This is a genomic window from Roseibium sp., assembly GCF_965233565.1.
GTDB lineage: Bacteria > Pseudomonadota > Alphaproteobacteria > Rhizobiales > Stappiaceae > Roseibium.
In genome coordinates, this window is record NZ_OZ247494.1 from 1,652,883 (window position 1) to 1,679,377 (window position 26,495).

Sequence of the window (26,495 nt, forward strand, 5' to 3'; positions counted from 1 at the left end):
CCCGCGCGTACGAACTGGTCCCGACCTTGAAACACGACAGTGCCTCTTCCGAACCGGCAGCCAAAACGGCTGCTGCAAGCCGCTCCGCTTCCGCCGACAACAGCGAAGTTCTGCGCGAGCCCGGCATTCCCTTTGCAGAATTTGTCACCATCATCGCCATGATCATGGCGCTCAACGCCATGGCCATCGATGTGATGCTGCCCGCTTTGCCGGCCATTGGTGACGCGCTCAACATCGTGGAAGAAAACAACCGTCAGCTGGTCCTGCTGTCCTATCTGGTCGGGTTCGGCGGCGCCCAGTTTTTCTTCGGCCCCGTCACGGATGCGCTCGGACGGCGTCGCATTCTGGTCGGTGGTCTTGCTCTTTACAGCCTTGCCAGCATCGCGGCGATCTTCGCCTCCGACCTGACCGTTCTGCTGATTGCCCGCGTCATTCAGGGCATCGGCTGCGCAGCCGCACGCGTCGCAGCCCTGTCCGTGGTGCGCGACTGCTACACCGGACGTCGCATGGGCAAGGTCATGTCTCTGGTGATGATGGTGTTCATGGCGGTGCCCATCGTTGCGCCGTCCATCGGTCAGGCCGTGCTGCTTGTGGCCGGCTGGCACTGGATTTTCGCGCTGCTGCTGTTCTCAGGCGCTGCCATGATGGTCTGGTCGGCCTATCGCATGCCCGAAACCCTTGCCGTTGAAAAACGGCGCCCCATCGTGCTGTCGACGGTACTGGGCGCCTACGGGACGGCCCTGGGAACACGGGTCTGCCTCGGCTACTCGGTTGGCACCGCCTTCATCTTCGGCGGGCTGTTTTCGTTCCTGGCGATGTCCCAGCAGATCTTTGTCGATGTGTTTGGCCTTGGCACCCTGTTCCCGATCGTCTTTGCCGCGATCGCGGCGACAATGGCCGTCTCCTCCTTCACCAATGCCCAGCTGGTGGAGGCAATCGGCATGCGCCGCCTGTCGCACGGGGCTGCCGTTGTCTATACCGGTCTAGGTTTCCTTGTCTGGCTGCTGCCTGCCCTGGGCGTGGAAAATTTCTGGCTCTTCATGATCCTGACCACGGCAATCATGACCAGCTTCGGCTTTCTCGGTGCCAACTTCAACGCCATGGCCATCGAGCCGTTGGGCGCCATCGCGGGCACCGCCTCTTCGGTCATCGGTACCATCTCCACCCTCGGCGGAGCTCTTCTGGGCTATGTCATGGGGCAGCTTTTTGACGGCACCACACAGCCGCTGGGTCTGGCCTTTTTTGTCTACGGCCTGGCCGCCATCTGCTGCATCCTCTATGCGGAACGCGGCCGCATGTTTCACGCGCTGCATGATACGCAGACGGCCAGCGACTGAAGACGGAAGGCAAACCGTTTCTGCGATCAGTCCTGTTGCGCGACTTCGATCCCGATCTTGCCGACAAAGGATTTGGCCAGAAAGGCCTCCTGCGCCGTCCGCAACTCGCGCAGCGGATAGGTCGCGGAAACGACCGGGCGGATCTCTCCCGCCTCGATGTAGCTCACCAGGTCCGTGAACACCTTTGCCGGCTGATAGGTGCTGCCCAGCAGCGACAGGTCTCTCAGGTAAAGCGTGCGCAGATCGAGTTCCACGATCGGACCGGCAATCGCCCCGGAGGTGACATAGCGGCCACCGTTGCGCAGCGTCCCGATGAGTTCCGGCCAACGCGGACCGCCCACAAGGTCCAGCACCACATCAAAGGCACTTTCAGGCAGTGCCTCGTCGCGTCCCAGGATATCGGCGGCACCCAGTGACCGCAGCTCAGCCGCCTTCGACGGGCTGGTCATCGCGGTGACATGCGCCCCCCGGCGCCTGGCAAGCTGGATGGCGGCGGAGCCGACACCACCGGACGCCCCGGTGATCAGCACCTTTTCCGCCCCAAGGCCGCAACGCTGGATCATGCCCTCTGCCGTTGAAAAGGCGCAAGGGAACGTCGCCAGTTCCAGGTCGGTGAGATCGGAATTGACGGCAATTGCGTCATCGGAAGGCGCAGTCGTGAATTCGGCAAACCCGCCGTCGCGTTCAGAGCCGAAAGTCCGGACAGTCATCCCTTTCGCGCCGTCGTCGACTGGCCGCATCGGCCGCACAAGCACACGCTCTCCGATCCTGGAAGGATCAACCCCCGCCCCAACAGCGACAATCTCTCCACAGCAATCGGCGCCCTGAATGCGCGGAAATGCCAGCGCTTCACCGGACCAGCTGCCCTCGGCACCTTCTCCCGCAGCATAGCCCTCCGCTGCTCCTGAAGACGTGTCCCCCCGCACCTTCGGCGAGTACCAGCCTGTCCGTGTGTTGACGTCGGTGTTGTTCACCGCCGCCGCACCGACACGGATCAGCACCTCACCAGCCCCGGCGACCGGAAGCGGCAGATCGGTGCGCCACACCAGCTTGTCCAACCCACCGTGTCCGGTCAGAACCATACCGCTCATCGTGTCGGGGTGTGTCATGAGAACTCCATGTAGAATGACCTTTCTACTTGCTCATGTAGAACGATCATTCTACATAGTCAAGCATGTCGGATACGAGGATCAGAATTGCTGCCGGGCTGGAACGGGCATTCGCCGAACACGGCTTTGCCGCACCAAGCGTCGGCGATCTGCGGGACGCTGCTGGTGTCAGTCTGCGCACGCTCTACAAATACACCCCGTCCCGGGAAGAGATGGTCTATGCCGCACTCGAACACCGGCACCAGCGTTATCTGGAAAAGGTCTTTGGGGACCTGCCTGAAGCAGGCGACAGAGCCCTTGCCGAGATCTTCCACCGGATCGGCGCCTGGATGGGAACGGAAAGCGCAAGGGGGTGCCTGTTCCACGCAGCGGTCGCCGCTGCACCCCAGGACAAACGCCTGATCGCGCTGCTGCAGGAGCACAAGGGCGAGGTCGCGCGTCTCGCGGCCAAGGCAGGCGGACTGGAAGGCAGGGAAGTCGAGCTGATGCTCATCCTGGAAGGCCTGACCCAGACCTGGCCGCTGCACGGCACGCATGCGATCGACTCCGCGAACAGGATGTCGACGGCGTTGAGACAGGCGCCCCTGCCGTCAACCGTTTCGGCGGCCTGATGTTCGGTCGCTAACGGCAAGAATCCGCTGTCCCGGCACAAAAAAGGCGGGCCGAAGCCTGCCTCAGTTTGTTGCCAAACCTTCATCCTGTCATTCCGGACAAGTGCAGTGTGACTGCACGCCGATCCGGAACCCGGCGTATCAGCGCGAGCAATAGCGAGCACAAAATCAGTTCAGTGCCTGACTTTACGAATAAGGGCGCGCCTGTGGCGCGAAGTAAATGCTGGCTCCCGGGTCTGGCCATGCAGCTGCGCTGCAGACCGTCCGGAATAACGGAGTAACTTTGTCTGCAGTCTGAGGCGGGCCAGAGCCCGCCTCGATGTTCGCATTTCAGGTGAAGCAGCGGAATTAGCCGGCAGCTGCCTGCAAGGCCGGTGCGTCCGGCCGAACGGCAGCATCATAATCTTCCATCAGCGTCTTGATGATCTCACCGACTTCGAAGGTGTTGCCGGCGATTTCAGAAACCGGTGTAACCTCTGCCGCTGTTCCGGTCACGAAGCACTGCTCAAAACCGGCAAGCTCATCCGGCAGGATGGTGCGCTCGATCACTTCGATGCCCCTGTCCCTTGCAAGACCGATCACGGTTCGCCGCGTGATGCCGTCCAGAAAACAGTCAGGTGTCGGCGTGTGGATCTTGCCGTCCTGAATGAAGAAGACGTTGGCTCCGGTCGCTTCCGCAACATGGCCGCGCCAGTCGAGCATCAGGGCATCCGTGTAACCCTTTGCTTCTGCCGCATGTTTGGAAATGGTGCAGATCATGTAGAGACCTGCGGCCTTGGCCTTGTAGGGCGCGGTCTGCGGGTCTGGCCGGCGGTAGTCCGCCATGTCCAGGCGGATGCCTTTCAGCCGCTCTTCGGGCTTGAAGTAACTCGGCCATTCCCAGGCAGCAATCGCAAGATGGATCGTGTTCTTCTGGGCCGAGATGCCCATCATCTCACTGCCGCGCCAGGCCACCGGCCGGATATAGGCGTCCGTGAGGTTCATGCGCGCCAGGGTTTCTTCCTTGGCCGCGTTGATCTGTTCCGCGGTCCAGGGAATGTCGAAACCGAGCATCTTGCCGGAGGCCAGCAGGCGTTCGGTATGTTCTTCGGACTTGAAGATGCGGCCACCATAGGCCCGCTCCCCTTCAAAGACACTGCTGCCATAGTGGAGCCCGTGGCTCAGCACATGCAGTTTCGCTTCCGACCAGGGCACGAAATTTCCATCGTACCAGATGTCGCCACTCAGCTGGTCAAAAGGCGTTCCAGCCATTTTTTATCTCCCGCACGCTCTATCAGCGTGTTTTCTCTTTAGATCACAGAGGCAAATGACGCCAAAGACTTGCGGCTCTTTCACCACTGTATTTTTTGCACAGCACGCAAACTATCGGTATCCTGATAGCCGCCACGATCCTGAACGGATTCGTTTAACATCTGATGCTCAATACGGCATCAAAACGACCGATCATTTCGTACGCAGCCATATAGAAGTAACAATCGACCAGAATTAAGTCAATATGACTGACATAAATTTCAAACCGGCACCGTCTCCTCTCAAACAGGACATGGAAGAGGCCGAACCGGAGCGGATAAGCGCCGAGCGCGATCCGGATCTGCCCTATGATCTAATCGAGCTCTTGTTTTTTGCCTATCGCGACTTCACCGGCGATCCGGACGACGTGCTGGCCGAATACGAATTCGGCCGGGCACATCACCGCGTGCTGCATTTTGTCGAGCGCAATCCCGGCATCATGGTGACCGACCTGCTCGGCATCCTGCGCATCACCAAGCAGAGTCTCGGTCGTGTCCTGAAGCAGCTTGTGGATGTCGGCATCATCGAACAGCGTGAAGGCCACCACGACCGGCGGCAGCGGTTGCTCTACACCACCGAACGCGGTCACGCGCTCGCTGTGGATCTGGCAAAACTGCAGCAAAAACGCCTTGAACGTGCCCTAATTGGGTTGCCTGATGGCAGTCACGAAGTTATCCGCAAGTTTCTGCTGCAGATGATCGATCCCGAGATGCGTCCGGAAATCCTGCAGCTGATCCGCTCTGCCTTTGACCTTCAGGATTAAGGCCGCCAAAGGACAAGGACCGAATTGACACGATGAATGCCCAGGTGCCGGACGATAACGCCAATCACATTCTGCTGGTGGACGACGACAATCGGATCAGGGACCTTCTGTCCAGGCTCCTGAAGGAGACAGGCTATAGAGTGACGACGGCGGCCAATGCAGCAGATGCGCGCAGATGTCTGTCCGGACTGGAATTTGATCTGATCATTCTGGATGTGATGATGCCCGGTGAGACCGGCCTGCAGTTGGCAGCCTCGCTCCGGCAATCCTCCGAAGTGCCGATACTGATGTTGACGGCACGTTCTGATGCCCCGGACCGCATTGCCGGTCTTGAGGCCGGGGTCGATGATTACCTGTCCAAACCCTTCGAACCGCGCGAACTGATGCTGCGCATTGCCGCCATTCTGCGCCGCGGAAACCAGCAGCCAACCGTTGTCACGGAAGAGATCAGGTTTGGACCTTTTTGCTACAATGCTTCGCGGGGCGAGCTCAAGAATGGCGACAGCATGGTCCGGCTGACCGACAGGGAAAAGCAGATCCTGGCCATATTTGCCGAGCAACCCGGCGCAACGGTGCCCCGCCACAAGATCGTCGGCGATGACAGCGGCCTTGGCGAGCGGACTGTCGATGTGCAGATCAACCGGCTCCGGCGGAAAATCGAGTCCGATCCCGGCAACCCGATCTATCTGCAGACGGTGCGCGGCATCGGCTACAGGCTGGCATGCGACTGACCTGGCCCCGACTGGCGGATCTGGGATCCCTTAGAGGCAAACTCAGGTTTGCCGAACGCATGACAACGTTGCTGCGGCCGTTCAAACCGCTTCTCGGTCCTTACAAGGCCATCTCCCGGTTCATGTATCGGGTGATGCCCAAGGGTCTCTTCACCCGGACGTTCCTGATCATCGTTACGCCGATCGTCATTCTGCAATCGGTGCTGGTGTTTGTCTTCATGGAGCGGCATTACCAGCTTGTGTCGCAGCGCATGTCGGAAGCCGTGGTCCGCGAGATCGCCGCTGTGGTCTACGTTCTGGAACATTATCCGCAGGACCCGAACTACGCCAATGTCGAGCAACTTGCCTCCCGTGCCCTCGGCATGTCGATGACCGTCACACCGCTGGAACCACTGCCGCCGCCCGCGCCCAAACCCTTCTTTGACGTCATCGACCAGGAACTGAGCAAGGCCATCAGCCAGAAGATCGGCAAGCCCTTCTGGATTGATACGGTCGGACGCTCCCGTTTCGTGGAAATCAGGATCCAGCTGGAAGATTCCATCCTGCGGGTCTTCACGCGGCGCAGCCAGACCTTCGCGTCCAACTCGCATATTTTCCTCGTCTGGATGTTCTCCACGTCGCTGGTACTGGTCATCATCGCGCTTTTGTTCCTGCGCAATCAGATCCGCCCGATCATTCGCCTGGCCGACGCCGCCGACGCCTTCGGCAAGGGGCGGCCGGTCGAAAATTTCCGGGCCAGCGGCGCGCGCGAAGTGCGCCGGGCCAGCCTCGCCTTCATCGACATGCGCCGACGCATCGAACGGCAGATCGAACAGCGCACGACCATGCTGGCCGGTGTCAGCCACGATCTCAGAACCATCCTGACCCGGCTGCGTCTGCAGCTTGCCTTCCTCGGAGACACGCCCGAGAGCGAAGCAATGCGCAAGGATGTCGGCGAGATGAGCAACATGCTGGAGGATTATCTCGCGTTTGCCAGCGGCGACGGCGACGAAGACATTCAGCAGACAGACATAGCTGCGCTACTGGAGGAGCTGGAAGAAGAGGCCGAGATTTCCGGCCTGGATCTCAAGGCCCGCTTTGATGGCGACATGGACGCCGAGGTTCGGCGGCTGTCGCTCAAACGCTGCCTGTCGAACCTGATCACCAACGGCTGCAAATACGGCAACCGGGTGGAAGTCACAGGATCCATCGAGAAGGGCTGGCTTGTCATCACCGTGGATGACGACGGACCGGGCATTCCCGAGGACCAGCGGGAACTGGCCTTCCAGGCGTTTCACCGGCTGGATCTGGCCCGCAACATGGACGAATCCGGCAGCGGTCTGGGTCTCGCGATTGCCCGGGACGTTGCACGCGGCCATGGCGGTGACCTCTATCTGGAAGACAGCCCGCTGGGAGGCCTCCGGGCCCGGATCCGGATCCCTGCCTGAAGACCGGAAGCCCGCGCGCGGCTTGACACCACCGGTTCATTTTCCGTACCAATTTGGGGGCCGGTTCTTACCCCCGTTTTCCACCGGCCCTACTGACGCATTCCTATGAGACGGGGACCAGAGGACTGCGTTTGCCTGAAATTCTCTTGAAAAATGCCGATACCGTCCTGACCATGGATGACGACCGAAACGAATATTCGGGCGTCGACATCCGGATAAGGGATGGCGTCATCGCCGAAATCGGCCCCGATCTTGAAAGCAGTGGTGAGGTTCACTCCGCCAGCGGATGCGTTGTCACGCCCGGCCTGGTCAACACCCATCATCATCTCTACCAGAGCCTGACAAAGGCCGTCCCGGGCGGACAGGATGCGCTCCTGTTCGGTTGGTTGCAGACCCTTTATCCGATCTGGTCCCGTTTCGGACCGGAAGAGATGTTTGTCTCTGCCCAGACCGGCCTTGCCGAACTGGCGCTGTCCGGCTGCACCCTCACATCGGACCACCTCTACCTGTTTCCGAACGGGTCCAGGCTCGACGATACGATCGCAGCGGCCAGGGAGATCGGGTTGAGATTTCACCCGACCCGCGGCGCAATGAGCATTGGCGAAAGCGACGGCGGGCTTCCACCGGACGATTTGGTCGAAAAGGAACAGGATATCCTGGAAGACTCCATCCGTGTCGTTGACGCTTTTCACGATCCGTCCGAAGGCGCCATGGTGTGTGTTGGCCTTGCCCCCTGCTCTCCCTTTTCCGTCAGCCGTGACCTGATGCGCGATGCAGCGCTGCTGGCCCGTGACAAGAAGGTGATGCTCCATACCCATCTTGCGGAAAATGACGAAGACATCGCCTATTCGCAGGAAAAATTCGGTTGCCGCCCGGGCCAGTATGCAGAAGATCTCGGCTGGACCGGAGCTGACGTCTGGCATGCCCATTGCGTGAAACTAGACGGCCAGGAGATCGCGCTCTTTTCAGCCAGTGGCACGGGGGTCGCCCATTGTCCCTGCTCAAACTGCCGGCTTGGCAGCGGCATTGCGCCGGTGCGGGCCATGCGCGACGCAGGTGTGAAGGTCGGTCTCGGGGTAGACGGCTCGGCCAGCAATGATGCCGCCAACCTCGTTCTTGAAGCCAGACAGTCAATGTTGCTGCAACGGGTGGCCAATGGCGCCGACGCCTTGTCGGCCCGCGAGGCGCTTGAGATTGCCACACGCGGCGGCGCTGATGTGCTAAACCGGCCCGATTGCGGCCGGCTGGCCGTCGGCAAACGGGCGGATGTCGCGATCTGGGACATTTCCGGCGTGGAAAGCGCCGGAAGCTGGGATCCGGCAGCCCTGCTGCTGGCAGGACCTACCCGGGTGAAACACCTCTTTGTCGAGGGGAGGCAGATCGTCAATGACGGCAAGGTCACCACGATTGATCTGCCGAAGGTGATCGAGCGCCAGAACACCCTGGCACGTGACCTTCGTTTCTGAAACCGACTTGCGCTGCCCCGAAATAGGGTCAGCGCAACCCCGCAAATCCGTAACCCAGGATTTCGCGGATCAGCTTTCGGGTCATGGCCTCGGTATAGTCTTCATAGCGCAGCGTTGACTGGATAAACGCGCCAGGTCCGGTGATGACCTTGTCAGTGTAATAGTTCAGGGTCATGTCGTCCTTCAGGATCACAAGCGCGTTGACCGTAACCTCGCTGAAGTCGAGGGTCGCGTAAACGAACCGGGGCTCCTCGCCCTGGTTGTTGATACCGTCGGCGGACACATCGATCACCTGCCGGTCACATCGCTGCGGTGCCGTGTTGAGGATGCCGCGGGCATGAACCAGCGCCGGGCCGAGCGCCGTCAGAAACTCCCGGCTGTCTCTTGTGTTGCTCAGGATTTCGTCCGCAGCGGCATGAGCGGAAGCCTCGTCACTCAGAAACCGCCAGTCCAGCAGCGTGTTCTGCTGATAGCGGCCACTCCATTCGAAACTGTGCAGCCAGATCCCGCCAACGGTCTCGATCGCTTCGAGCACGGAAGGGTCCCGCAAGGCACCGGCGATACCGCGTTGCTGCAGGTCATACTCGGTTTCTGAGATACTGGCCGAGACGTCAACCGCCACCACCAGCGCCAGGGAGCAGGCGGACGCCGGCACACAGAACAGCCAGAGTGCGACGATCGCAGCCAGGAGCCGCCCGACATACTGAACGCAGCGCATCCGCCTCAACGTCGCAGGTAAACCTTTCGATACAGAGACCATCGGATCTCTCCTCTCCGAGGAAAGTATCGCTGCTGGTCATCAAAAACCAAAATCACGCTTTGTCGATAAGAACGGTGTGCCGGAACCGGTTAGTAAAGCCGGCCGCCGACAGGCACATCCTTGTCCGGGGTCAACAGCACCACTTCGCCGTCCTCGTCGGGCACGCCGAGTGTCAAGACCTCAGACATCACCGGGCCGATCTGGCGCGGCGGAAAGTTGACCACAGCCATCACCAGCTTCCCGACCAGCGTCTCAGGTGTGTAATGCCTGGTGATCTGCGCAGACGTTTTCTTGATGCCGATATCCGGGCCGAAATCGATCTTCATCTTGTAGGCCGGCTTGCGGGCTTCCGGAAAATCCTCGGCCTCGACCACCCGGCCTACCCGCACGTCCACTTTCAGAAAATCATCAAAACTGATCTGGTCGCTCACGAAACATCCCTCGCCGTTGTTTGCCGCGAGCGTGGCGGTTCAATTGGCACCGCGCAAGCCCGGTTCGCGTTCAAGAGACGTTTCTAACGTTAAGTGTGTCCATCACGCACCCGCCGGCGCCTCACCGTCGAATTCGGTATCGGGATCGGTCTCGCGTTGCCGGTCCTTCCAGCGTTTGCGCCCGCCGGACGCTTTCCGCAGAAACGAACGCACGCCCTTTGCCAGACCCTCGACATTCTTCAGCCGTTTCATGAAATCGGAGCCCTTGTCGAGCTCCTTGTCGAGCCGGGCCATGGTGCGCGGCATGCCCTCGTCCTCTTCGTCGAGCCAGACATCCACCACGCGGCCAAAGGCAAACGCGAGACCCTGGGCGACAACGGTCGCCTTGACGCCGGAAAGGTCGATCCCGGCGGCAATCAGCATCCATTTCTGTGAGCGCACATGGAGCGCATTCAGATCAAGGGCCAGGGCCGGATCCTTGGCCGCAGCCTCCTGTAGGGCACGCACGGCGTCCCTATGTTCGGCAAGTGCATCAATCCGGGTCATCAGGATATCGAACAGCCGGTCGCGGGCGGGCTGGTCGCCCATGTCCTCGTCCCGTTCATCCAGAACGGCCGTGTCCACTTGTTCCAGGAAAGCCGCCACCAGCTTCAATTTCGAACTGTAGGCGCTGCGCATGTCGGAGAGTTTCACCTTCGCCGTCTCGGCAATGAGCGGCAGCGACACATCTTCGTACGGGTGCTCTGCGAGCAGCTCCAGAAAGGTCTGAAGGATTTTCTGCTTTGTCTTTGCGGTCGCCATGGGTGCCTCCGGCAGTTTGACTGCCCTCAACATAGGAAACCGGACCCACGGCGAAAAGGGGGACCTTCCGCCGCAGGCCATCTGAAGCCCTGTTATTGTGCGAGTTCGCGCGCCCGTTTAACCGCTGCAGCAACGGCCTCGGTCATGACGGGTTGCAGCCCCTCAGCATGCATCAGCACATCAAGCGCTGCCGCTGTGGTGCCGTTCGGGCTGGTGACATTCTGACGAAGCGTCGCCGGATGATCACCCGACTGGTGCATCAGTTCCCCGGCGCCGCAGACCGTCGCAACCGCCAGCTCGTGTGCAAGCTCTTCCGGCAGACCGGCCGCCATGCCCGCTTCGCTGAGCGCTTCGGCGAGGAAAAACACATACGCAGGACCGGATCCGCTGACGCCTGTAACCAGGTCGATCTGGTCCTCGCTGTCGAGCCAGACAACCTTGCCAACGGCCGACAAGAGCTTCGTCACATCCTGTTTCTGGCCTTCCGAAACCTCAGTGGTCGGGTAGACAGCCGTGATGCCGCGCTTGACCATGGCCGGCGTGTTCGGCATGCAGCGGCACACCGGAACAGGGCCAAAGTGTTCCTGGAATTTCGTAACCGGTGTCCCGGCTGCAACCGACATGACCAGCGTGTCCGCCTCAACCGCGGATGCAAGACCCGGCAGGACCTGGTCCATCATCTGCGGCTTGACGGCAACCAGCACGATCGCGGCTGTCAGATCGTCCGGCACGGCCGCTACATGGCGGATACCGTGCGATTTCAACAGTCCGTCCATCTCGTCGGACAGACCCGGATCGCAGACCACGACGGAAGCAGGATCGATCCCTTCCGCCATCCAGCCTGCGAGCATTGCCCCACCCATCTTGCCGGCTCCGACAAGAAGGAAGGGGCGCTCCTTTGAAAAACTCATGCTTCTCCTGCGGTTTCGAACAAGGCCGTACTCAGCGCCTCGGCAGCCGAGTGACCGGCCCAGACAACGAACTGGAAGGCTTGATAGAAACGTTCGCAGTTTTCAAGGGCATTCGTCAGCATCGCCTCGATTTGCGCTGCAGACGCCTCCGCGCCGCCGGTCAGAAGCAGTGACTGACGGAACATGACGACATTTTCCTTGCTCCAGAGGTCGAAGTGCCCCATCCAGAGCTGCTCGTTGACCAGGGCCAGAAGCCGCAGGACCTCGGTCTTGCGCAATTCGGTCACTTTCAGGTCGAAGGCACAGGCCAGATGAAGGGCTTCAACTTCCTCCATCCAGGAGAAGGAGACATGATAGTCGCACCAGCTGCCTTCAAGGGAGATGGTGATCTCATCCTCGTCCGACCGCTCAAAGGCCCAGTCGTTCAAGGCGGCGACAGTTTCGATCATGTCGACGGGATTGCCAGGTCGCTCGAATTCGATCTCGATGAGGCTCATGATGCCTTCTCCCCTTTCGAGCCGGGGCCGAGTACCCGATCAGGATAACCGGGCGGGCCGCCGGGATATGTCCCATGCCGGAGGAGCAATACGCACCTTTGATGGCCCTTTCACGAACCGGTTCCGTCTTGCTCCGACGAATCCCTGTTGTCTTTGAGTATAGGTGCAGGAAGAATTTAAACGATACATGCCAAGCCGCCCCAAAAGCCGAAACTTGTGGACGACTCAGCAACAAAAGTAGACAAACTGCTCAAAATCACTGCATTTCTGCCGGGTTTATCCGTCGCAATTCTGTCATCAACAATTAACAGAAAACGCTCACGACAGCGTCAACGCGCTGCTTCAGGCGTCTCCTGCAGCATCCTTGTCGGATTTTTCAAGCGCAGCCAGCCGCGATTCGAGCTCTTCGACCTTGTCGAGTGCACGCACGGCCATTTCCTTGACAGCTTCGTGTTCCTCGCGGGACACCACATCCATTTCCGACAGGAAACGCTCCGCCTGTGCTCTGAATGCCGTTTCGACTTCGCGGCGGGCGCCCTGGGCAACACCGGCGGCGTCGGTCATGAGCTTGGCAAAATCATCGAGAAGACGGTTGGGACCCTGGGTCATCGGACCCTCCTTGATCGGCGGTGAAAAAGATGCCTCACAGGTATGAGGGATTGCCCGCAACTTCAAGATCCAATTCCGCCGCACCCGGCCGCGCTGCAGCTTGCCTTGACGGCGGCACAAAGTTCCGCCAAGCGTTCTGCCGGAAGCTGCCACCGGTCCAGACAAGGAAACGCCGTGCCGCCTGTATTCGCCCTGCCCTTTCCCGCCATCGACCCGGTGATCGTCGAATTCGGCCCCTTTGCCCTGCGCTGGTACGCGCTCGCCTATATCGTCGGCATTCTACTTGCCTGGCGGTACATGCGGGCCCTTGCAGCAAACGATCAGCTTTGGGGCACCGCAACACGCCCAAGCCGGGCGGACATTGACGACTTTGTCCTGTGGGGCACGATCGGCATCATTCTTGGCGGCCGCCTCGGCTACGTCCTGTTCTACAATCCGGGCTATTATCTCGCCAATCCGGGCGAGGCACTGGCCGTCTGGTCCGGCGGCATGTCGTTTCACGGCGGCTTTGCCGGCACCGTGATCGCGATGGTCCTGTTTGCCTGGAAACGGGGCATCCCGCTCTGGACCCTGTTCGATCTGGCCGGCTGCGCCGCGCCGATCGGGCTGTTTTTCGGCCGGATTGCCAATTTCATCAATTCAGAACTCTGGGGCCGCCCCACAGATGTGCCCTGGGCCTTTGTCTTCCCGACCGGTGGGCCGGAGCCACGCCATCCGAGCCAGCTCTATGAAGCTGCGCTGGAAGGCGTGATCCTGTTCCTGGTGTTGCGCGTGTTGAGCCACCGTTTCAAACTCCTGCAAAGACCCGGTTTCCTGGCCGGCGCCTTCGCCTTCGGCTATGGTGTCGGCCGCTCGATCGCAGAACTCTACCGGGTACCGGACGCCCATATCGGCTATCTGAGCGGCTTCCTGACCATGGGCATCCTGCTGTCTCTGCCAATGATCCTGGCAGGTCTCGCCGCCATGATCTGGTCTGCCCGCCGATCCAAAGGCGCGGCAGCCGCGTGACCGGCCTTCTCGACAAGCTTCGCGCCCGGATCGCGGCGGAGGGTCCCCTCACCGTCGCGCAATACATGTCCGTCTGCCTGAGCGATCCAGAATATGGCTATTATTCAACGCGGGAACCCTTTGGCGCAGCCGGTGACTTCATCACCGCTCCGGAGATCAGCCAGATGTTCGGCGAACTGGTCGGCGCCGCCTGTCTGTCCGCCTGGGATGCAATGGGCCGGCCAGACCGGTTCGAGCTTGTTGAACTCGGACCGGGTCGCGGCACGCTGATGGCAGATCTTCTGCGCGTCGCCGCCCTGCGTCCGGCTTTCCTGAAAGCGGCCCGGCTAAACCTTGTCGAGACCAGTGACCGTCTCAGGAAGATCCAGAACGCAACACTGAAGGACGCTTCCGTCCAGCCAACCTTCCGGGACCGGTTCCAGGATGTGCCGGAGGGACCATTGCTCCTGGTTGCCAACGAGTTTTTTGATGCCCTGCCGATCCATCAGTTCGTCAAGACCCCGGATGCCTGGCAGGAGCGCCAGGTTGGCGTGAACGAGGCTGGCGACCTGATCTTTGGTATCGGCACCGCCGCTTTGCCCGAGGCAGCTGTTCCGGCTTCTGCCCGAACTGGCCCTGATGGCTCCATCCTGGAAACCCAACCGGCCGCCAATGCCATTGCCGAGGACATCGGGCGGCGGATTGCAGCAGGCGGTGGAATGGCGCTCTTCATCGACTACGGCTACCTGAAGACCGCACCTGGAGACACGCTGCAGGCGCTCCATAAGCACCGCTATGATAACGTCCTTGCCCATCCCGGAGAGGCGGACTTGACGGCACATGTCAATTTCGAGAGCCTCGCCGCGGCAGCCGTGAACGGCGGCGCAGCCGCACTGCCGCCACTGACGCAAGGCGACTTCCTGCTTCGGTCCGGCCTGCTTGAGCGGGCCGGAGCCCTCGGGTCGGGCAAGTCCCACGATGAGCAGGAAGCGATCCGCGACGCGGTCGAGCGGCTTGCCGCACCGGACAAGATGGGCAACCTCTTCAAGGTCCTGGCTGTGACAAACTCTGGATTAACGGTCCCACCGTTTGACAGCGCGCTCTGAAGCCCCAAGGATCAGGCGGTTTGCATTTCCCGTGAGCAGGAGCTCCCATGAAACTTGAATCGGATGACCTGAAACTGGACGGCCTCGCGCACGGTTTCTTCACGCGTGAAGGCGGTGTTTCCGAAGGCATCTATGCCGGCCTCAATATCGGTCTGGGCTCCGACGACAGGCGTGAGCATGTTCTTGAGAACAGAAGCAGGGTGGCAGCGACATTCGGAACCGGCGCAGCACAACTGGTCTCGCCCTATCAGATCCATTCACCGGATGTGATTGCGGTCGATGCGCCCTTCGCCGCGGATGCAGACCGCAAGGCCGACGCCCTGGTGACCGCAACCCCCGGCCTCGTACTGGGCATTTCCACGGCTGACTGCGGCCCGGTTCTTTTCGCCGATCCGGAAGCTGGTGTGATCGGCGCGGCACATGCCGGCTGGAAAGGCGCGGTTTCAGGTGTGTTGCAGAACACCGTAACGGCCATGGAAGACCTTGGAGCCTCCAGAGCCAACATCACCGCGGTTCTTGGACCGACTATCTCGCAAGCCGCCTATGAAGTGGGACCTGAATTCCAAGAACGGTTTCAGATAGAAGACAGCGACAACGCGGCTTATTTTGGAGCCTCCGAAAAGCCGGGCCATTTCATGTTCGACCTGCCGGCCTTTATCACGGCCAGGCTTGCCTCGCTGGGGTTGAAGACGGTCTCCGACATGGCGCTCTGCACTTATTCCGACGAACAACGGTTCTTCTCCTACCGCCGGACGACCCACCGGCAGGAACCGGATTACGGCCGCCAGATCAGCGCAATCGCGATTCTTTGAGGACACATCATGGCCCTTCATTTCACCGAAACCGAATTCGCGAACCGCTTTGACCGGCTCAAGGCGGTCATGGAAGCGGAAAAACTCGACGCCATGCTGCTTTTTGCGCAGGAAAGCATGTACTGGCTGACCGGCTACGACACGTTCGGCTTCTGCTTTTTTCAGTGCCTTGTCGTGACCGCAGATGGCCGCAAGGTGTTGCTGACCCGCTCCGCCGACGAACGGCAGGCCAAGCACACGTCCAACATCGAGGACATCCGCATCTGGATTGATCGCGGTGCGGCCAGTCCGGTTGGTCAGCTGAAGGAAATGCTGTTCGACATGGACCTGCTCGGCAGCCGGCTGGGCATCGAATACGACACCCACGGCATGAACGGCAGGATCGCCCTTCAGATCAACGAAGAACTGTCGAGTTTTGCCGATATCCGGGACGCCTCGCCGCTCGTTCCGGAGCTTCGTGCCGTCAAGAGCTCCGAAGAGATCGCCTATGTCCGCAAGGCGGCCGAACTTGGTGACAAGGCCTATCACGCCGCGCTCGACGAAATCCGTCCGGGAGCCGACGAGGGCCGCATCCTCTCCGCCATGCAGGGCGCGATCTTTGAAGGCGGCGGTGATTATCCGGGCAACGAGTTCATCATCGGGTCCGGCCGGGACGCACTGTTATGCCGCTACAAGGCCGGCCGGCGCACGCTCTCCGACCAGGACCAGATCACCCTGGAATGGGCGGGAACCTACCGGCACTATCATGCCGCGCTGATGCGCACCGTGGTCATCGGCACACCCACCGACCGGCACCAGGAAATGTACCTGGCGACCCGTGAGGCGCTTGCGGCCGTCGAGACCCAGCTGGTCCCCGGAAAGACCTTCGGTGATGTCTTCGATGCACATGCCGAACGCATGGATCATCATGGCATGATGCCCCACAGGCTGAACGCCTGCGGCTATTCGCTGGGCGCGCGGTTTACGCCAAGCTGGATGGACATGCCCATGGCCTACAAGGCGAACCCGGCCGAAGTGAAGCCGAACATGGTCATTTTCATGCACATGATCCTGATGGATTCCATCACGGGAACAGCCATGACCCTTGGCCAGACATATCTGACCGGTGAGGGCGCGCCGGAATGCTTATCCACGCTGCCTCTCGACCTGCCGGTCAAGTCAGGCTAAACCATGTGCACCTTTCGCGGCCCGGCCTGTTTGAGTCGGTTTCAGGGGCCGCATCCAGACCGTTACTGACCGCGAGCGCCAGGCCTTCATGCAAACTCCGTCCCGTTCGAACCGTTTCTTTTATCCGCGCTTCGTCGCCGGCCTTCTTCTGGCCGCCGGCCTCGCAGCCTGCCAGGCCACGCCGCAGCCACCCAACCCGGTCTCGACACCGACCCCTGTTCCGGCCCTGTCCGGCCCGGTGGATCCGGAAGAAGGCGTTACGCTGGCGTTTGAACCTTTCACCGGCGCGCCAGGCAACATTGCAGACGAACTTTCCGAATTCATCGGCTCGGAAGCCCGCAAGCAGGGCATCACGCTTGTCCGGCGGATCGGCGCAGCGGCAACCTATCGCGTCAACGGCTATTTGTCGGCAACGGGGCAACCTTCGAACGGCACGGTGTTCTACGTTTTTGACATCGTCGACAGCAGCGGCCGCCGGCTGAAGCGAATCTCCGGAACGGAAGCCACCGGAGGCGCTTCCGGCGATCCCTGGCAGTCGGTGAATTCCGGCACCCTGTCGCGCATTGCAAATCGCTCCATGGTGGAAATCAAGGCCTGGCTCAACCGATAATGAATTGCTTTGCCGGGCAATTACCGCGCTGCGTCATAAAAATTCAAAAAAAGCGGCAGTTCAGCACGAACGGCTGTTGTCGTCCCGGTGCTTGGTTGTTACAACGCCGCCGCCTGCCGAGGGTTTCCGTCAGGGACTCGCGGCACCCGGCACTCGACTTACGACCTAAGCCTGTTCCGCGTGTTGACAGGGCCACCTGACCCTCGTCGACCCGCCGTCGCACCAGAAGGACTTGCGGCTCATGAAGATCGTCGCGGGCAATTCCAACCGAGCCCTGGCTGAGGAAATCTCCAAATATCTGGACGCTCCTCTTGCCAAATGCCAGGTCCGGCGGTTTGCCGACCAGGAAATCTTCGTAGAAATCCAAGAAAACGTGCGCGGCGAAGACGTCTTCGTCGTGCAGTCGACCAGCTACCCGGCAAATGACCACCTGATGGAACTGCTCATCATCATCGATGCGCTGCGCCGTTCCTCCGCCCGCCGGATCACCGCCGTGCTGCCCTATTTCGGCTATGCCCGCCAGGATCGGCGCGCCTCCGGCCGGACACCGATTTCGGCCAAGCTGGTCTCCAACCTGATCACCGAAGCCGGCGCAGACCGGGTCCTGACCATGGATCTCCATGCCGGTCAGATCCAGGGTTTCTTCGACATTCCGACCGACAACCTGTTTGCCGCGCCGGTCATGACCCGCGACATCAAGGAGCGTTACGCCACCGACAATGTCATGGTGGTCTCGCCGGATGTGGGCGGTGTGGTCCGGGCCCGTGCGCTGGCCAAGCGTATCGAAGCTCCGCTCTCCATCGTCGACAAGCGCCGCGACAAGCCTGGAGAGTCGGAAGTCATGAACATCATCGGCGATGTGAACGGCTACGACTGCATTCTCGTTGACGACATTGTCGACAGTGGCGGTACGCTGTGCAACGCGGCCGATGCATTGCTAGCCAAAGGTGCCAAGTCGGTCACGGCCTACATCACCCACGGCGTTCTGTCCGGTGGTGCCGTTGCGCGCGTCACGTCCTCAAAGCTGAAGGAACTGGTGATCACCAATTCCATCGAGCCGACCGCAGCCATCGACGCCGCCGCCAATATCCGTGCCATTTCCATTGCCCCACTGATCGGCGAAGCCATCAACCGCACGGCCCTGGAGAAATCGGTCTCGAGCCTCTTCAACTGAGACTGACGGTTTTCGACAGTTAAAAGCGCCGGCTCGTCCGGCGCTTTTTTGTTTTGCAACCGTCTCCCCCAAGAGCGTCATGCTTCTTTGCAATTGTTGCAAACAGTCAGTCCGGAAAGTCGCAGCGATGCAGATCGGCCGGAAGGACGGTCCTCTGTTTTTCGTCGGTCCATTAAAGATCCATCCTCGCAAGTTCGACCCGTCAGTTCAGGTGGTATCATCGTCCCTTTCAACCTGCCCGGCAGCGTTCGCCTAAAAAATTTTCCCATTTGTTCAAAAAATCAGCTTCTCCACCACCTGCCCAGCTTGTGGGCACGCATAATCTGTGTTCAAATTTTGTGGTTAAAAAAGACTTCCAGGGGTTCCAGATGATCAATTCAAAACCGTTTTCAAGGGCCCGCCGGGCCTTGTTGTCGGCCGCGCTGGCCATCACAGTCACCGCCGGGCTTGCCTATTCGCCCGTCCAGGCCGCCGACCCGATCAAGGTCGCCGCGATCTACACCGTCCCGGTCGAGCAGCAATGGGTCAGCCGCATCGACAAGGCGCTCAAGGCCGCCCAGGAACGCGGCGAGATCACCTACACCTTCTCAGAGAACGTCGCCAACACCGACTATGAGCGCGTCATGCGCGAATATGCCGAACAGGGCATGGATCTTGTTGTCGGCGAAGCCTTTGCCGTGGAACGCGCTGCCCGCAAGGTCGCAGCCGAATATCCGGAAACGGCTTTCCTGATGGGCTCCTCCTTCGGACCGGCCAAGCCGAACTTCGCCGTCTTCGACAACTGGATCCATGAACCGAGCTATCTCTCGGGCATGATTGCCGGCGCCACCACCAAGTCCAACGTGATCGGCATGGTCGGCGGTTACGCCATTCCGGAAGTGAACCGGCTGATGCATGCCTTCATGGACGGCGCAACCTCCGTCAACCCGGACGTGAAGTTCCTCGTGACCTTCATCAACTCCTGGTACGACCCGCCCAAGGCCAAGGAATCCGCCTTTGCCATGATCGACAAGGGTGCCGACATTCTCTACGCAGAGCGTTTCGGCGTTTCCGACGCCGCCAAGGAAAAGGGCATCCTGGCCATCGGCAACGTGATCGATACGGCCGGCGACTATCCCGGAACGATCCTCTCCTCCGCGCTGTGGCACATGGAGCCGACCATCGACAAGGCTGTCGGCGCCGTCGTTGAGGGCAGCTTCGAACCTGCCGACTACGGTCCCTACAGCTTCATGTCCTATGGCGGCGGCAGCTTCATCGTCGATGAAAGCCTGGCACCGGCCGACGCGGTTGCGGCAGCCAAGGAAAAGGAACAGGAGATCCTCGATGGCCTGTTCCGCGTGAACGTCAATGACAGCGAACCGAAGTCCACCATGTAATGGGAATTTCCGGTGGCCGGGGCCTACTCCCGGCCACTGCTTTTCTTGCCGCGCCCCCGCTGCGGCCCCTTAGAACCCGATTTCCGGAGCTCCGCATGACGGAACCCGCTGAAGAGGCTGACGTCGTCCTCCGGCTCGACGGCATCACCAAGCGTTTTGGCGCGCTGACCGCAAATGGCGACGTTTCCCTCGACCTGAGCCGAGGCGAGATCCTTGCCCTGCTGGGCGAAAACGGTGCCGGCAAGACAACTCTGATGAACATCCTGTTCGGTCATTACGTGGCTGATGAAGGCCGGGTGCTGATCAATGAAGGCGGCAGACTTGTCGAACTCGAACCTGGCTCGCCCCACGCGGCGCTCGAAGCCGGCATCGGCATGGTCCACCAGCATTTCACGCTCGCGGAAAACCTCAGCGCGCTCGACAATATCCTGCTTGGCACCGAACGCCTTGCGGCGCTGGCCTCCGCGCGAGCCCCCGCCCGGATGAAGCTGGAAGATCTGATGGACCGGTCCGGCCTGAATGTCGCGCTGGACACCAGGATTTCCGACCTGTCCGTCGGTGAAAAGCAGCGCGTTGAGATCCTCAAGGCTCTTTACCGGGATGCACGCGTTCTGGTGCTTGATGAGCCGACCGCCGTCCTGACACCGCAGGAATCCGAAACCCTGTTCGCCACCCTGAAGAAGCTGGCAGCGGCCGGGCTCGGCATCATCTTCATTTCACACAAGCTCGCTGAAGTCGTGGCGTCTTCGAACCGTGTGGCGGTCTTGCGCGGCGGCCGCAAGGTGGCCGACCTGCCGACGGCCGAAAGCGACCAGCGCAAACTTGCCGAGCTCATGGTCGGTCACGAGATCACGGAGCTGGTCCGGTCTCCGGGAAAGCCGGGCGCAACGCTGTTTTCCCTTGCGAATGTCTTTGCCGGTCATGGCCGCGACGCGCTGCTGGACGTCGATCTCGACCTGAGATCAGGGGAAATTCTGGGTATTGCCGGCGTATCGGGCAACGGCCAGACGACACTCGCGCGCGTTATCTCGGGACTGGAAGCCGTAACTGCGGGCACCCTCAGCCTGGAGGGAGCGCCTCTGACCCACGCCGATGCCCGGCACATGATCGATCTTGGTCTTGCGCGCATTCCGGAGGACCGGCATCACGACGGTATCGTGGGGGCGATGAGCGTTGCGGAGAATCTTGCCATTGAGAGTATCCGCAAACCCGAAAACCAGCGTTTCGGCCTGTTGCGCTTTGCAGCCCTGCGTGAAAGGGCCAAGGCCCTGATCAGCACCTATGACATTCGCTGCCAGAGCGAAGCCAGTCCCGCACGGCTGTTGTCCGGTGGCAACATTCAGAAAATTGTGCTGGCCCGAACCCTGGAAGCCAAACCGAAGGTCGTGCTTGCCGCACAGCCCTCGCGCGGACTGGATGTCGGGGCAACATCCGACGTGCACAAGCGCCTGCTGGCCGCCCGCGAACGCGGCGCCGGCGTCATTCTGATTTCCGAGGACCTGGACGAACTCATGCGCCTTTCCGACCGCATTGCCGTGATCCACCGGGGACACCTGTCCCGGGCGGAGGCGACGGAAACACTTGATCGCGCAACGCTTGGTCTGCGCATGGCCGGGCATGGCGGCGAGGCGGCCGCATGATCCGGTTCGAACCAAGAGGCCCTGTTCCCGTCACCCGTGTCCTGGCTGTCACGCTGGCCGCCGCGGTGGCGGCCCTGTTGCTCGCGGCGATACCGATGGCTTTTGCCGGGCTCTCGGTCTTCGAGGCCTATGGCCTGATGGTCAAGGGCGCCTTCGGCTCGGTCTTTGCGTTTACCGAGATGCTGACCCGGGCAACGCCGCTGATCCTGACAGGTCTGGCCGCGGCAGTCGCCTTCCGGGCGAAACTCTGGAACATCGGCGCGGAAGGCCAGCTTTATGCCGGTGCGCTCGCCGCCGTTGCGGTCGGCACCGGCCTGGTTTCGGGTCCCTCCTACATTCTGATCCCGCTGGTCGTTCTGGCAGGTGCACTGGCGGGCGGGCTCGTCATGCTCGGCCCGACCCTTCTGAAGACCCGGCTTGGCGTCGACGAAGTCGTCACCACACTGCTGCTCAATTTCGTCATTCTGCTCTTCGTGCAAATGATGCTGGAAGGGCCCATGCAGGACCCGATGGGCATGGGCTGGCCCCAGTCGGAGCCGATCCTGGACGAAGCCGCCCTGCCCAAGCTGATGGCACGGATGCGCATCCACTGGGGCCTGATCCTGGCCCTGGTCGCGGCGCTCGGTGTCTATTTCCTCCTCAAGCGCACGGTCTGGGGCTTCGAGATCCGGGCGGTGGGTGAAAACGCCGCCGCTGCGCGCCATGCCGGCATTCCGGTCACGGCCACCTTCATCCGGGTTGGTCTTCTGTCCGGTGCTCTCGCCGGACTGGCCGGTGTCGGCGAGGTCGCCGGTCTGAAAGGATATCTCACCGCAGATCTCTCACCGGGCTTCGGCTATTCCGGCATTGTGGTGGCCATGCTCGCCGGCCTCTCGCCGGTCGGCGTGGTGCTGGCAGCGCTTTTCATTGCCAGCATTTTTGTCGGCGCCGATTCCATGTCGCGCGCCACCGGTGTTTCCAACTACCTTGCCGATCTCATCGTCGCGATGGCGCTGCTCTGCGTTCTGGTGTCCGGCCTGTTCTTGAGGTTCAAGATTCGCTTTGTCGGTGGCCCGGCCACGAAGGAGGCTGCCGAATGATGGAAATCCTCGATATTCTTCTCTCGGCGAATTTCTGGGCTGCTTCGCTCCGCATCGCCACCCCTTTGATTTTCGGAGTGATTGGTGCCCTGATCTGCGAGCGCGCCGGCGTTCTCAATCTGGGCATCGAAGGCATCTTCACCGCAGGCGCCATGGCCGGTTGGATGGCCGTCTGGCTGGGGGCCGGCCTGTGGGGCGGGGTCCTGGTTGCCGCCATGGCCGGCGCCTTTTTCGGACTGATCCATGCCATCCTGACGGTACCGCTCGGCCTCTCCCAGCATGTCTCCGGGATCGGGGTGACACTGTTTGCCACCTCGCTCAGCTACTTCATCTACAGGACCGCCCTGCCCGATGTCTCTTCGCCGCCGCGCATCGAGGCCTTCAAGCCGCTGGACATTCCCGTTCTGAGCGACCTGCCCTTTGTAGGTCCCGCCCTGTTCCAACAGACATCCCTGACATTCCTGGCGCTGGTTCTGGTTGCCGTTACGGCCTATGTGCTCTACCGCACGCCGTTGGGCCTGGCGATCCGGGCGGTCGGCGACAATCCGTCCGCTGTCGAATCCCAGGGCCTGTCGGTCTATGCCATTCGCATGTGCACCGTTGTCGCAGGATCGGCGATCATGGCGCTTGGCGGCGCTTTCCTGACCATGTCCGCGTTCGACGCCTTCTTCTTCGGCATGGTCAACGGCCGTGGCTGGATCTGCATTGCGCTGACCGTCTTCGCCTCCTGGCGGCCCGGCAAGGCCCTGATCGGAGCGTTGCTCTTCGGAGCTTTCGACGCGTTCCAGGTTCGTCTTCAGACCGAAGTCGGCAGTTTCATTCCGGGCCAGGTGTTCCTGATGATGCCCTATCTTCTGTCCATTGCCGCGCTGATTGTGGTCGCCCGCAAGGCCGACTATCCAAGGGCGCTGCTGGTGCCTTACTTCCGCGGTCAACGTTGAGAGGACCGATATGAGTTTCGACCTTCTCGTCAAGAACGCCAACCTGCCCGACGGCCGCCATGGTCTCGACATTGCCTGCAAGGACGGCCGGATCGCGGCCGTGGAAGCCGGCATTGCCGCGGAAGCGGCACAGGTGATCGACGCCGGCGGCAAGCTGGTCTCGCCGCCCTTTGTCGACAGCCACTTCCACATGGATGCAACGCTCTCCCTCGGCCTGCCGCGCATGAACCGCAGCGGCACCCTGCTGGAAGGCATTGCGCTCTGGGGAGAGTTGAAGGAGATCCTCACCGTTGAGGCCGTCGTCGAACGAGCCTTGAAATATTGCGACCTTGCGGTCTCGCAGGGGCTGCTCGCGATCCGCTCCCATGTCGATGTCTGCGACGACCGGCTCACCGGTGTCAAAGGCCTCCTGGAAGTGCGTGAGAAGGTGAAGGACTATATCGACCTGCAGCTCGTCGCCTTCCCGCAGGACGGCCTTTACCGGTCTCCCAACGCGGAAAAGAACCTCCTGACCGCCCTCGACATGGGCGTCGATATTGTCGGCGGCATTCCCCATTTCGAGCGCACCATGCAGGACGGTGCCAGGTCCGTTGCCCGTCTTTGCGAAATTGCAGCCGAACGCGGACTGATGGTCGATATGCACTGCGACGAGACGGACGATCCGATGTCCCGTCATATCGAGAGCCTGGCCTTTGAAACCCAGAGGCTCGGCCTTCAGGGCCGTGTGGCCGGTTCGCATCTGACCTCCATGCATTCCATGGACAACTACTATGTCTCCAAGCTGCTGCCGCTCATCGCCGAGGCCGAAATTCACGCCATCGCCAATCCGCTGATCAACATCACATTGCAGGGCCGACACGACAGCTACCCGAAACGCCGTGGCCAGACGCGGGTTCCGGAACTGCGCTCCTATGGGGTCAACGTTTCCTTCGGCCATGACTGTGTGATGGACCCCTGGTATTCCATGGGCTCCGGCGACATGCTCGAAGTGGCCTCCATGGGGCTGCATGTGGCCCAGATGACCAGCCGCGAGGCCATTCGCTATTGCTTCGACTGCGTCACCAGTCACCCGGCCAAGGCGATGGGGCTTGAGGGTTACGGCCTGGCGAAGGGATGCAAGGCGGATTTTGTTCTCCTGCAAGCCGAGAACCCGATTGAGGCCATCCGGCTGAAGGCAACGCGCCTTGCGGTCGTCAAAGGCGGCCAGGTGATTGCCGAAACGCCGCCGCGGGAAACACGGCTGTCGCTGCCGGGCCGGCCTGAAACGGTCGACCCAGCCACCTATGCGCCGCATGAGGGGTGAGACGCTTTCGCCCATCCGCCTTCGTCATTGCCGGGTTTAACCCGGCAATCCATGCCGTGAACCTGCCGGTCCTGTAGCAATGGCGAGGGAACGGCAGGGATGCCATGGGCAAGCCATGGTATGATAAAATGCGGTGGAGGGCTTCAGCCCTGTGGCGCCTCAGTGATGCTTGATCGCACCCGGCAGGCTGAGATCCCCGGACGCAACATCGAAGACATCGACAACGCAGAGCAGCGGCGCATGGACATTCTGGTTCACGCGCAGCGCCGATGTGACCCCATCGTATTTCAACCCTTCGACCGCGCTGTCGTCGGCGAAGGAGACATTGATGGTAATCTCTTCAGCCTCCAGAACCGGTGAAAAGCCCGGGCTGTCAATGTAGATCGGCAACCCCGGCCAGGTTGCCGGCATCTTCGGTGTGGCGCCGTCAGGAATGTCCTTGACCGACAGCGCACCCGGACCGCAAGCGTCATTTGGTGCCAGAACGACCCAATGGGAATGCCAGTCGGCACCGTCATTGGCGACATTGCCGTCGCCGTTTTCGTCAAAAAGCGGCGTGTCGTCGAAATCCGGGTGGCTGGTGGCGACCAGGGCCAGGATGCCCTCAGCGCCTTCAAAGCCGACCGTTTCGGGCGACAAGGACGTCGGCCAGACATAGGCCTCGACGGGCGCCCCCGCCAGTTCGCCAGCCGGTTCCGGAGTGGTTGCACCGGCTGTTCCCTTCAGGGTCATGTGAAAGGTGACAACGCGCCCCTTGCGATGCACATGCGCTGCGAGGATGTCGTAATTCGGGTCGACTTTCGGATTGTCATCCGACAAGACCGCCCCTTCCTGGTGGAGCGCATGGGAGCCGCCTGCAAGGGCAGCGGCCGGAAGTCCGGCGATCAAGAAACTTCCAAGGATTGATTTCAGCATCTGGGTTCTCCCTGTTTGAGGATGCAGCCTTAATAATAGCGAGTCGAAACTATTGCAAGTTTAATTTCGACTCGATACAAAGAGGCATGAGCGAGCAAAACGACACCCAGACGATCCGCGACCTGGTCGACCGGCTGACACGACTGCATGCGGCAGAGGAGTGGAACGGCCCGCTGAACCCTTCTCAATTTGCGGCACTCAGCTATCTTGCGCGGGCCAACCGTTTCTCGCGCGCGCCTTCCCATGTCGCCGACTTTCTGGCGACGACCCGCGGCACGGCCTCACAGACCCTGAAGGCGCTGGCACGCAAGGATCTGATCGAGGAAACCCGTTCGGAAACCGACAAGCGCAGCATTCGATACGACGTGACCGCTGAAGGTCGCTCGCTGCTTGCGACCCCGTCGGAGCTGGACGATGTGGTGTCCCGGTTACCGGCAGAGGTCTCGGCCTCTCTTGCCGCCTCCCTGAAATCCCTGGTGCTGACAATGCTGCATCACCGGGGAGGCCGGTCCTTCGGCATCTGCAACACCTGCCGCCATCACGAGGCTGACGGTACCAAGGGGTATTGCCGGCTGTTGCAAGTCCCGCTGACGGCCGCTGAAACCAGCCAGCTTTGCCATGAACACGCCTCCTGACAGGAAC

27 protein-coding genes are annotated in these 26,495 nt (G+C 61.1%); 18 read left to right on the forward strand and 9 right to left on the reverse strand.

The window, feature by feature from the left end; genetic code table 11:
- Positions 1–26: 26 nt before the first annotated feature.
- Entirely contained in the window at positions 27–1,337 is a 1,311-nt protein-coding gene (locus tag ACO6TG_RS07875) for a multidrug effflux MFS transporter (RefSeq protein ID WP_422377667.1), read from the forward strand.
- Between the two features lie 26 nt (positions 1,338–1,363).
- Here the strand turns inward: ACO6TG_RS07875 and ACO6TG_RS07880 are convergent, their stop codons facing one another.
- Positions 1,364–2,446 (reverse strand): alcohol dehydrogenase family protein, encoded by a 1,083-nt coding sequence (locus ACO6TG_RS07880; RefSeq protein ID WP_422377668.1) that lies wholly within the window; start codon positions 2,444–2,446, stop codon positions 1,364–1,366.
- 65 nt (positions 2,447–2,511) lie between these two features.
- Between ACO6TG_RS07880 and ACO6TG_RS07885 the strand changes: the two genes are divergently transcribed.
- Positions 2,512–3,057, forward strand: a complete 546-nt coding sequence (locus ACO6TG_RS07885) for a TetR/AcrR family transcriptional regulator (protein ID WP_422377669.1) — start codon at positions 2,512–2,514, stop codon at positions 3,055–3,057.
- A gap of 348 nt (positions 3,058–3,405) precedes the next feature.
- Here ACO6TG_RS07885 and ACO6TG_RS07890 read toward each other — a convergent pair whose 3' ends face one another.
- Positions 3,406–4,308, reverse strand: coding sequence for a branched-chain amino acid aminotransferase (locus ACO6TG_RS07890; protein WP_422377670.1), 903 nt, complete (start codon positions 4,306–4,308; stop codon positions 3,406–3,408).
- A 292-nt stretch (positions 4,309–4,600) separates the two neighbouring features.
- On the opposite strand from ACO6TG_RS07890, the gene ACO6TG_RS07895 reads away from it, so the two are divergent.
- The 4 genes from ACO6TG_RS07895 (at position 4,601) to ACO6TG_RS07910 (ending at position 8,734) form a co-directional block, all read left to right on the forward strand.
- Positions 4,601–5,110 carry a MarR family winged helix-turn-helix transcriptional regulator gene (locus ACO6TG_RS07895; RefSeq protein WP_247646283.1) on the forward strand — a complete coding sequence of 170 codons (510 nt, stop codon included), beginning with the start codon at positions 4,601–4,603 and terminating at the stop codon, positions 5,108–5,110.
- Positions 5,111–5,142: 32 nt separating this feature from the next.
- On the forward strand, positions 5,143–5,841 hold the full coding sequence (locus ACO6TG_RS07900; RefSeq protein WP_422377671.1) for a response regulator: 699 nt from the start codon (positions 5,143–5,145) through the stop codon (positions 5,839–5,841).
- Positions 5,842–5,900: 59 nt separating this feature from the next.
- On the forward strand, positions 5,901–7,268 hold the full coding sequence (locus ACO6TG_RS07905) for an ATP-binding protein (protein ID WP_422378856.1): 1,368 nt from the start codon (positions 5,901–5,903) through the stop codon (positions 7,266–7,268).
- A gap of 131 nt (positions 7,269–7,399) precedes the next feature.
- Complete coding sequence (locus ACO6TG_RS07910; RefSeq protein ID WP_422377672.1) at positions 7,400–8,734, forward strand: 8-oxoguanine deaminase; 1,335 nt, start codon at positions 7,400–7,402, stop codon at positions 8,732–8,734.
- A gap of 28 nt (positions 8,735–8,762) precedes the next feature.
- Here the strand turns inward: ACO6TG_RS07910 and ACO6TG_RS07915 are convergent, their stop codons facing one another.
- The 6 genes from ACO6TG_RS07915 to ACO6TG_RS07940 all read right to left on the reverse strand — a co-directional run bounded on the left by ACO6TG_RS07915 (position 8,763) and on the right by ACO6TG_RS07940 (position 12,743).
- Positions 8,763–9,494: a DUF1194 domain-containing protein gene (locus ACO6TG_RS07915; RefSeq protein WP_422377673.1), complete on the reverse strand. Its 732-nt coding sequence runs from the start codon at positions 9,492–9,494 to the stop codon at positions 8,763–8,765.
- An 89-nt stretch (positions 9,495–9,583) separates the two neighbouring features.
- Positions 9,584–9,925 (reverse strand): tRNA-binding protein, encoded by a 342-nt coding sequence (locus ACO6TG_RS07920; protein ID WP_422377674.1) that lies wholly within the window; start codon positions 9,923–9,925, stop codon positions 9,584–9,586.
- A 102-nt stretch (positions 9,926–10,027) separates the two neighbouring features.
- Positions 10,028–10,726: a TetR/AcrR family transcriptional regulator gene (locus ACO6TG_RS07925; RefSeq protein ID WP_422377675.1), complete on the reverse strand. Its 699-nt coding sequence runs from the start codon at positions 10,724–10,726 to the stop codon at positions 10,028–10,030.
- 92 nt (positions 10,727–10,818) lie between these two features.
- On the reverse strand, positions 10,819–11,637 hold the full coding sequence (gene proC, locus ACO6TG_RS07930) for a pyrroline-5-carboxylate reductase (RefSeq protein ID WP_422377676.1): 819 nt from the start codon (positions 11,635–11,637) through the stop codon (positions 10,819–10,821).
- Positions 11,634–12,134 carry a YbjN domain-containing protein gene (locus ACO6TG_RS07935; protein WP_094071918.1) on the reverse strand — a complete coding sequence of 167 codons (501 nt, stop codon included), beginning with the start codon at positions 12,132–12,134 and terminating at the stop codon, positions 11,634–11,636. The genes proC and ACO6TG_RS07935 overlap by 4 nt, the downstream gene beginning before the upstream one ends.
- Before the next feature lie 342 nt (positions 12,135–12,476).
- Positions 12,477–12,743, reverse strand: a complete 267-nt coding sequence (locus ACO6TG_RS07940) for an accessory factor UbiK family protein (RefSeq protein ID WP_422377677.1) — start codon at positions 12,741–12,743, stop codon at positions 12,477–12,479.
- A gap of 174 nt (positions 12,744–12,917) precedes the next feature.
- Here ACO6TG_RS07940 and lgt point away from each other — a divergent pair, with 174 nt between their 5' ends.
- From lgt to ACO6TG_RS07995, 11 genes are all read left to right on the forward strand, one after another.
- Positions 12,918–13,751: a prolipoprotein diacylglyceryl transferase gene (gene lgt, locus ACO6TG_RS07945; RefSeq protein WP_422377678.1), complete on the forward strand. Its 834-nt coding sequence runs from the start codon at positions 12,918–12,920 to the stop codon at positions 13,749–13,751.
- Entirely contained in the window at positions 13,748–14,836 is a 1,089-nt protein-coding gene (locus ACO6TG_RS07950; RefSeq protein WP_422377679.1) for a class I SAM-dependent methyltransferase, read from the forward strand. The genes lgt and ACO6TG_RS07950 overlap by 4 nt, the downstream gene beginning before the upstream one ends.
- A 47-nt stretch (positions 14,837–14,883) precedes the next feature.
- Complete coding sequence (gene pgeF / locus ACO6TG_RS07955) at positions 14,884–15,648, forward strand: peptidoglycan editing factor PgeF (protein ID WP_422377680.1); 765 nt, start codon at positions 14,884–14,886, stop codon at positions 15,646–15,648.
- Between the two features lie 9 nt (positions 15,649–15,657).
- Entirely contained in the window at positions 15,658–16,815 is a 1,158-nt protein-coding gene (locus ACO6TG_RS07960) for a M24 family metallopeptidase (protein ID WP_422377681.1), read from the forward strand.
- Between the two features lie 88 nt (positions 16,816–16,903).
- Positions 16,904–17,425, forward strand: coding sequence for a hypothetical protein (locus ACO6TG_RS07965; RefSeq protein ID WP_422377682.1), 522 nt, complete (start codon positions 16,904–16,906; stop codon positions 17,423–17,425).
- A gap of 241 nt (positions 17,426–17,666) precedes the next feature.
- Positions 17,667–18,599, forward strand: coding sequence for a ribose-phosphate pyrophosphokinase (locus ACO6TG_RS07970; protein WP_422377683.1), 933 nt, complete (start codon positions 17,667–17,669; stop codon positions 18,597–18,599).
- Positions 18,600–18,967: 368 nt separating this feature from the next.
- Entirely contained in the window at positions 18,968–19,975 is a 1,008-nt protein-coding gene (locus ACO6TG_RS07975) for a BMP family protein (RefSeq protein ID WP_422377684.1), read from the forward strand.
- Positions 19,976–20,070: 95 nt separating this feature from the next.
- Positions 20,071–21,615, forward strand: a complete 1,545-nt coding sequence (locus tag ACO6TG_RS07980) for an ABC transporter ATP-binding protein (protein WP_422377685.1) — start codon at positions 20,071–20,073, stop codon at positions 21,613–21,615.
- Complete coding sequence (locus ACO6TG_RS07985; RefSeq protein ID WP_422377686.1) at positions 21,612–22,694, forward strand: ABC transporter permease; 1,083 nt, start codon at positions 21,612–21,614, stop codon at positions 22,692–22,694. The genes ACO6TG_RS07980 and ACO6TG_RS07985 overlap by 4 nt, the downstream gene beginning before the upstream one ends.
- A complete protein-coding gene (locus ACO6TG_RS07990) occupies positions 22,691–23,635 on the forward strand; it encodes an ABC transporter permease (RefSeq protein ID WP_422377687.1) in 945 nt (314 codons plus the stop codon). Before ACO6TG_RS07985 ends, ACO6TG_RS07990 begins: the two co-directional genes overlap by 4 nt.
- 10 nt (positions 23,636–23,645) lie before the next feature.
- Positions 23,646–24,938: an amidohydrolase family protein gene (locus tag ACO6TG_RS07995; RefSeq protein WP_422377688.1), complete on the forward strand. Its 1,293-nt coding sequence runs from the start codon at positions 23,646–23,648 to the stop codon at positions 24,936–24,938.
- A gap of 159 nt (positions 24,939–25,097) precedes the next feature.
- Here ACO6TG_RS07995 and ACO6TG_RS08000 read toward each other — a convergent pair whose 3' ends face one another.
- Positions 25,098–25,853: a hypothetical protein gene (locus tag ACO6TG_RS08000; protein WP_422377689.1), complete on the reverse strand. Its 756-nt coding sequence runs from the start codon at positions 25,851–25,853 to the stop codon at positions 25,098–25,100.
- Between the two features lie 86 nt (positions 25,854–25,939).
- On the opposite strand from ACO6TG_RS08000, the gene ACO6TG_RS08005 reads away from it, so the two are divergent.
- Positions 25,940–26,488 (forward strand): MarR family winged helix-turn-helix transcriptional regulator, encoded by a 549-nt coding sequence (locus ACO6TG_RS08005; protein ID WP_422377690.1) that lies wholly within the window; start codon positions 25,940–25,942, stop codon positions 26,486–26,488.
- The last annotated feature ends 7 nt before the right edge of the window (positions 26,489–26,495 follow it).

Coding starts and splice junctions, on each gene's coding strand:
- ACO6TG_RS07915 (WP_422377673.1), bottom strand. CDS start 9,494: ATGGTCTCTGTATCGAAAGGTTTACCTGCGACGTTGAGGCGGATGCGC.
- pgeF (WP_422377680.1), top strand. CDS start 14,884: ATGAAACTTGAATCGGATGACCTGAAACTGGACGGCCTCGCGCACGGT.
- ACO6TG_RS07985 (WP_422377686.1), top strand. CDS start 21,612: ATGATCCGGTTCGAACCAAGAGGCCCTGTTCCCGTCACCCGTGTCCTG.
- ACO6TG_RS08005 (WP_422377690.1), top strand. CDS start 25,940: ATGAGCGAGCAAAACGACACCCAGACGATCCGCGACCTGGTCGACCGG.
- ACO6TG_RS07990 (WP_422377687.1), top strand. CDS start 22,691: ATGATGGAAATCCTCGATATTCTTCTCTCGGCGAATTTCTGGGCTGCT.
- ACO6TG_RS07885 (WP_422377669.1), top strand. CDS start 2,512: ATGTCGGATACGAGGATCAGAATTGCTGCCGGGCTGGAACGGGCATTC.
- ACO6TG_RS07905 (WP_422378856.1), top strand. CDS start 5,901: ATGACAACGTTGCTGCGGCCGTTCAAACCGCTTCTCGGTCCTTACAAG.
- ACO6TG_RS07940 (WP_422377677.1), bottom strand. CDS start 12,743: ATGACCCAGGGTCCCAACCGTCTTCTCGATGATTTTGCCAAGCTCATG.
- ACO6TG_RS07880 (WP_422377668.1), bottom strand. CDS start 2,446: ATGACACACCCCGACACGATGAGCGGTATGGTTCTGACCGGACACGGT.
- proC (WP_422377676.1), bottom strand. CDS start 11,637: ATGAGTTTTTCAAAGGAGCGCCCCTTCCTTCTTGTCGGAGCCGGCAAG.
- ACO6TG_RS07975 (WP_422377684.1), top strand. CDS start 18,968: ATGATCAATTCAAAACCGTTTTCAAGGGCCCGCCGGGCCTTGTTGTCG.
- ACO6TG_RS07970 (WP_422377683.1), top strand. CDS start 17,667: ATGAAGATCGTCGCGGGCAATTCCAACCGAGCCCTGGCTGAGGAAATC.
- ACO6TG_RS07890 (WP_422377670.1), bottom strand. CDS start 4,308: ATGGCTGGAACGCCTTTTGACCAGCTGAGTGGCGACATCTGGTACGAT.
- ACO6TG_RS07960 (WP_422377681.1), top strand. CDS start 15,658: ATGGCCCTTCATTTCACCGAAACCGAATTCGCGAACCGCTTTGACCGG.
- ACO6TG_RS07895 (WP_247646283.1), top strand. CDS start 4,601: ATGGAAGAGGCCGAACCGGAGCGGATAAGCGCCGAGCGCGATCCGGAT.
- ACO6TG_RS07925 (WP_422377675.1), bottom strand. CDS start 10,726: ATGGCGACCGCAAAGACAAAGCAGAAAATCCTTCAGACCTTTCTGGAG.
- ACO6TG_RS07980 (WP_422377685.1), top strand. CDS start 20,071: ATGACGGAACCCGCTGAAGAGGCTGACGTCGTCCTCCGGCTCGACGGC.
- ACO6TG_RS08000 (WP_422377689.1), bottom strand. CDS start 25,853: ATGCTGAAATCAATCCTTGGAAGTTTCTTGATCGCCGGACTTCCGGCC.
- ACO6TG_RS07900 (WP_422377671.1), top strand. CDS start 5,143: ATGAATGCCCAGGTGCCGGACGATAACGCCAATCACATTCTGCTGGTG.
- ACO6TG_RS07995 (WP_422377688.1), top strand. CDS start 23,646: ATGAGTTTCGACCTTCTCGTCAAGAACGCCAACCTGCCCGACGGCCGC.
- ACO6TG_RS07935 (WP_094071918.1), bottom strand. CDS start 12,134: ATGAGCCTCATCGAGATCGAATTCGAGCGACCTGGCAATCCCGTCGAC.
- ACO6TG_RS07965 (WP_422377682.1), top strand. CDS start 16,904: ATGCAAACTCCGTCCCGTTCGAACCGTTTCTTTTATCCGCGCTTCGTC.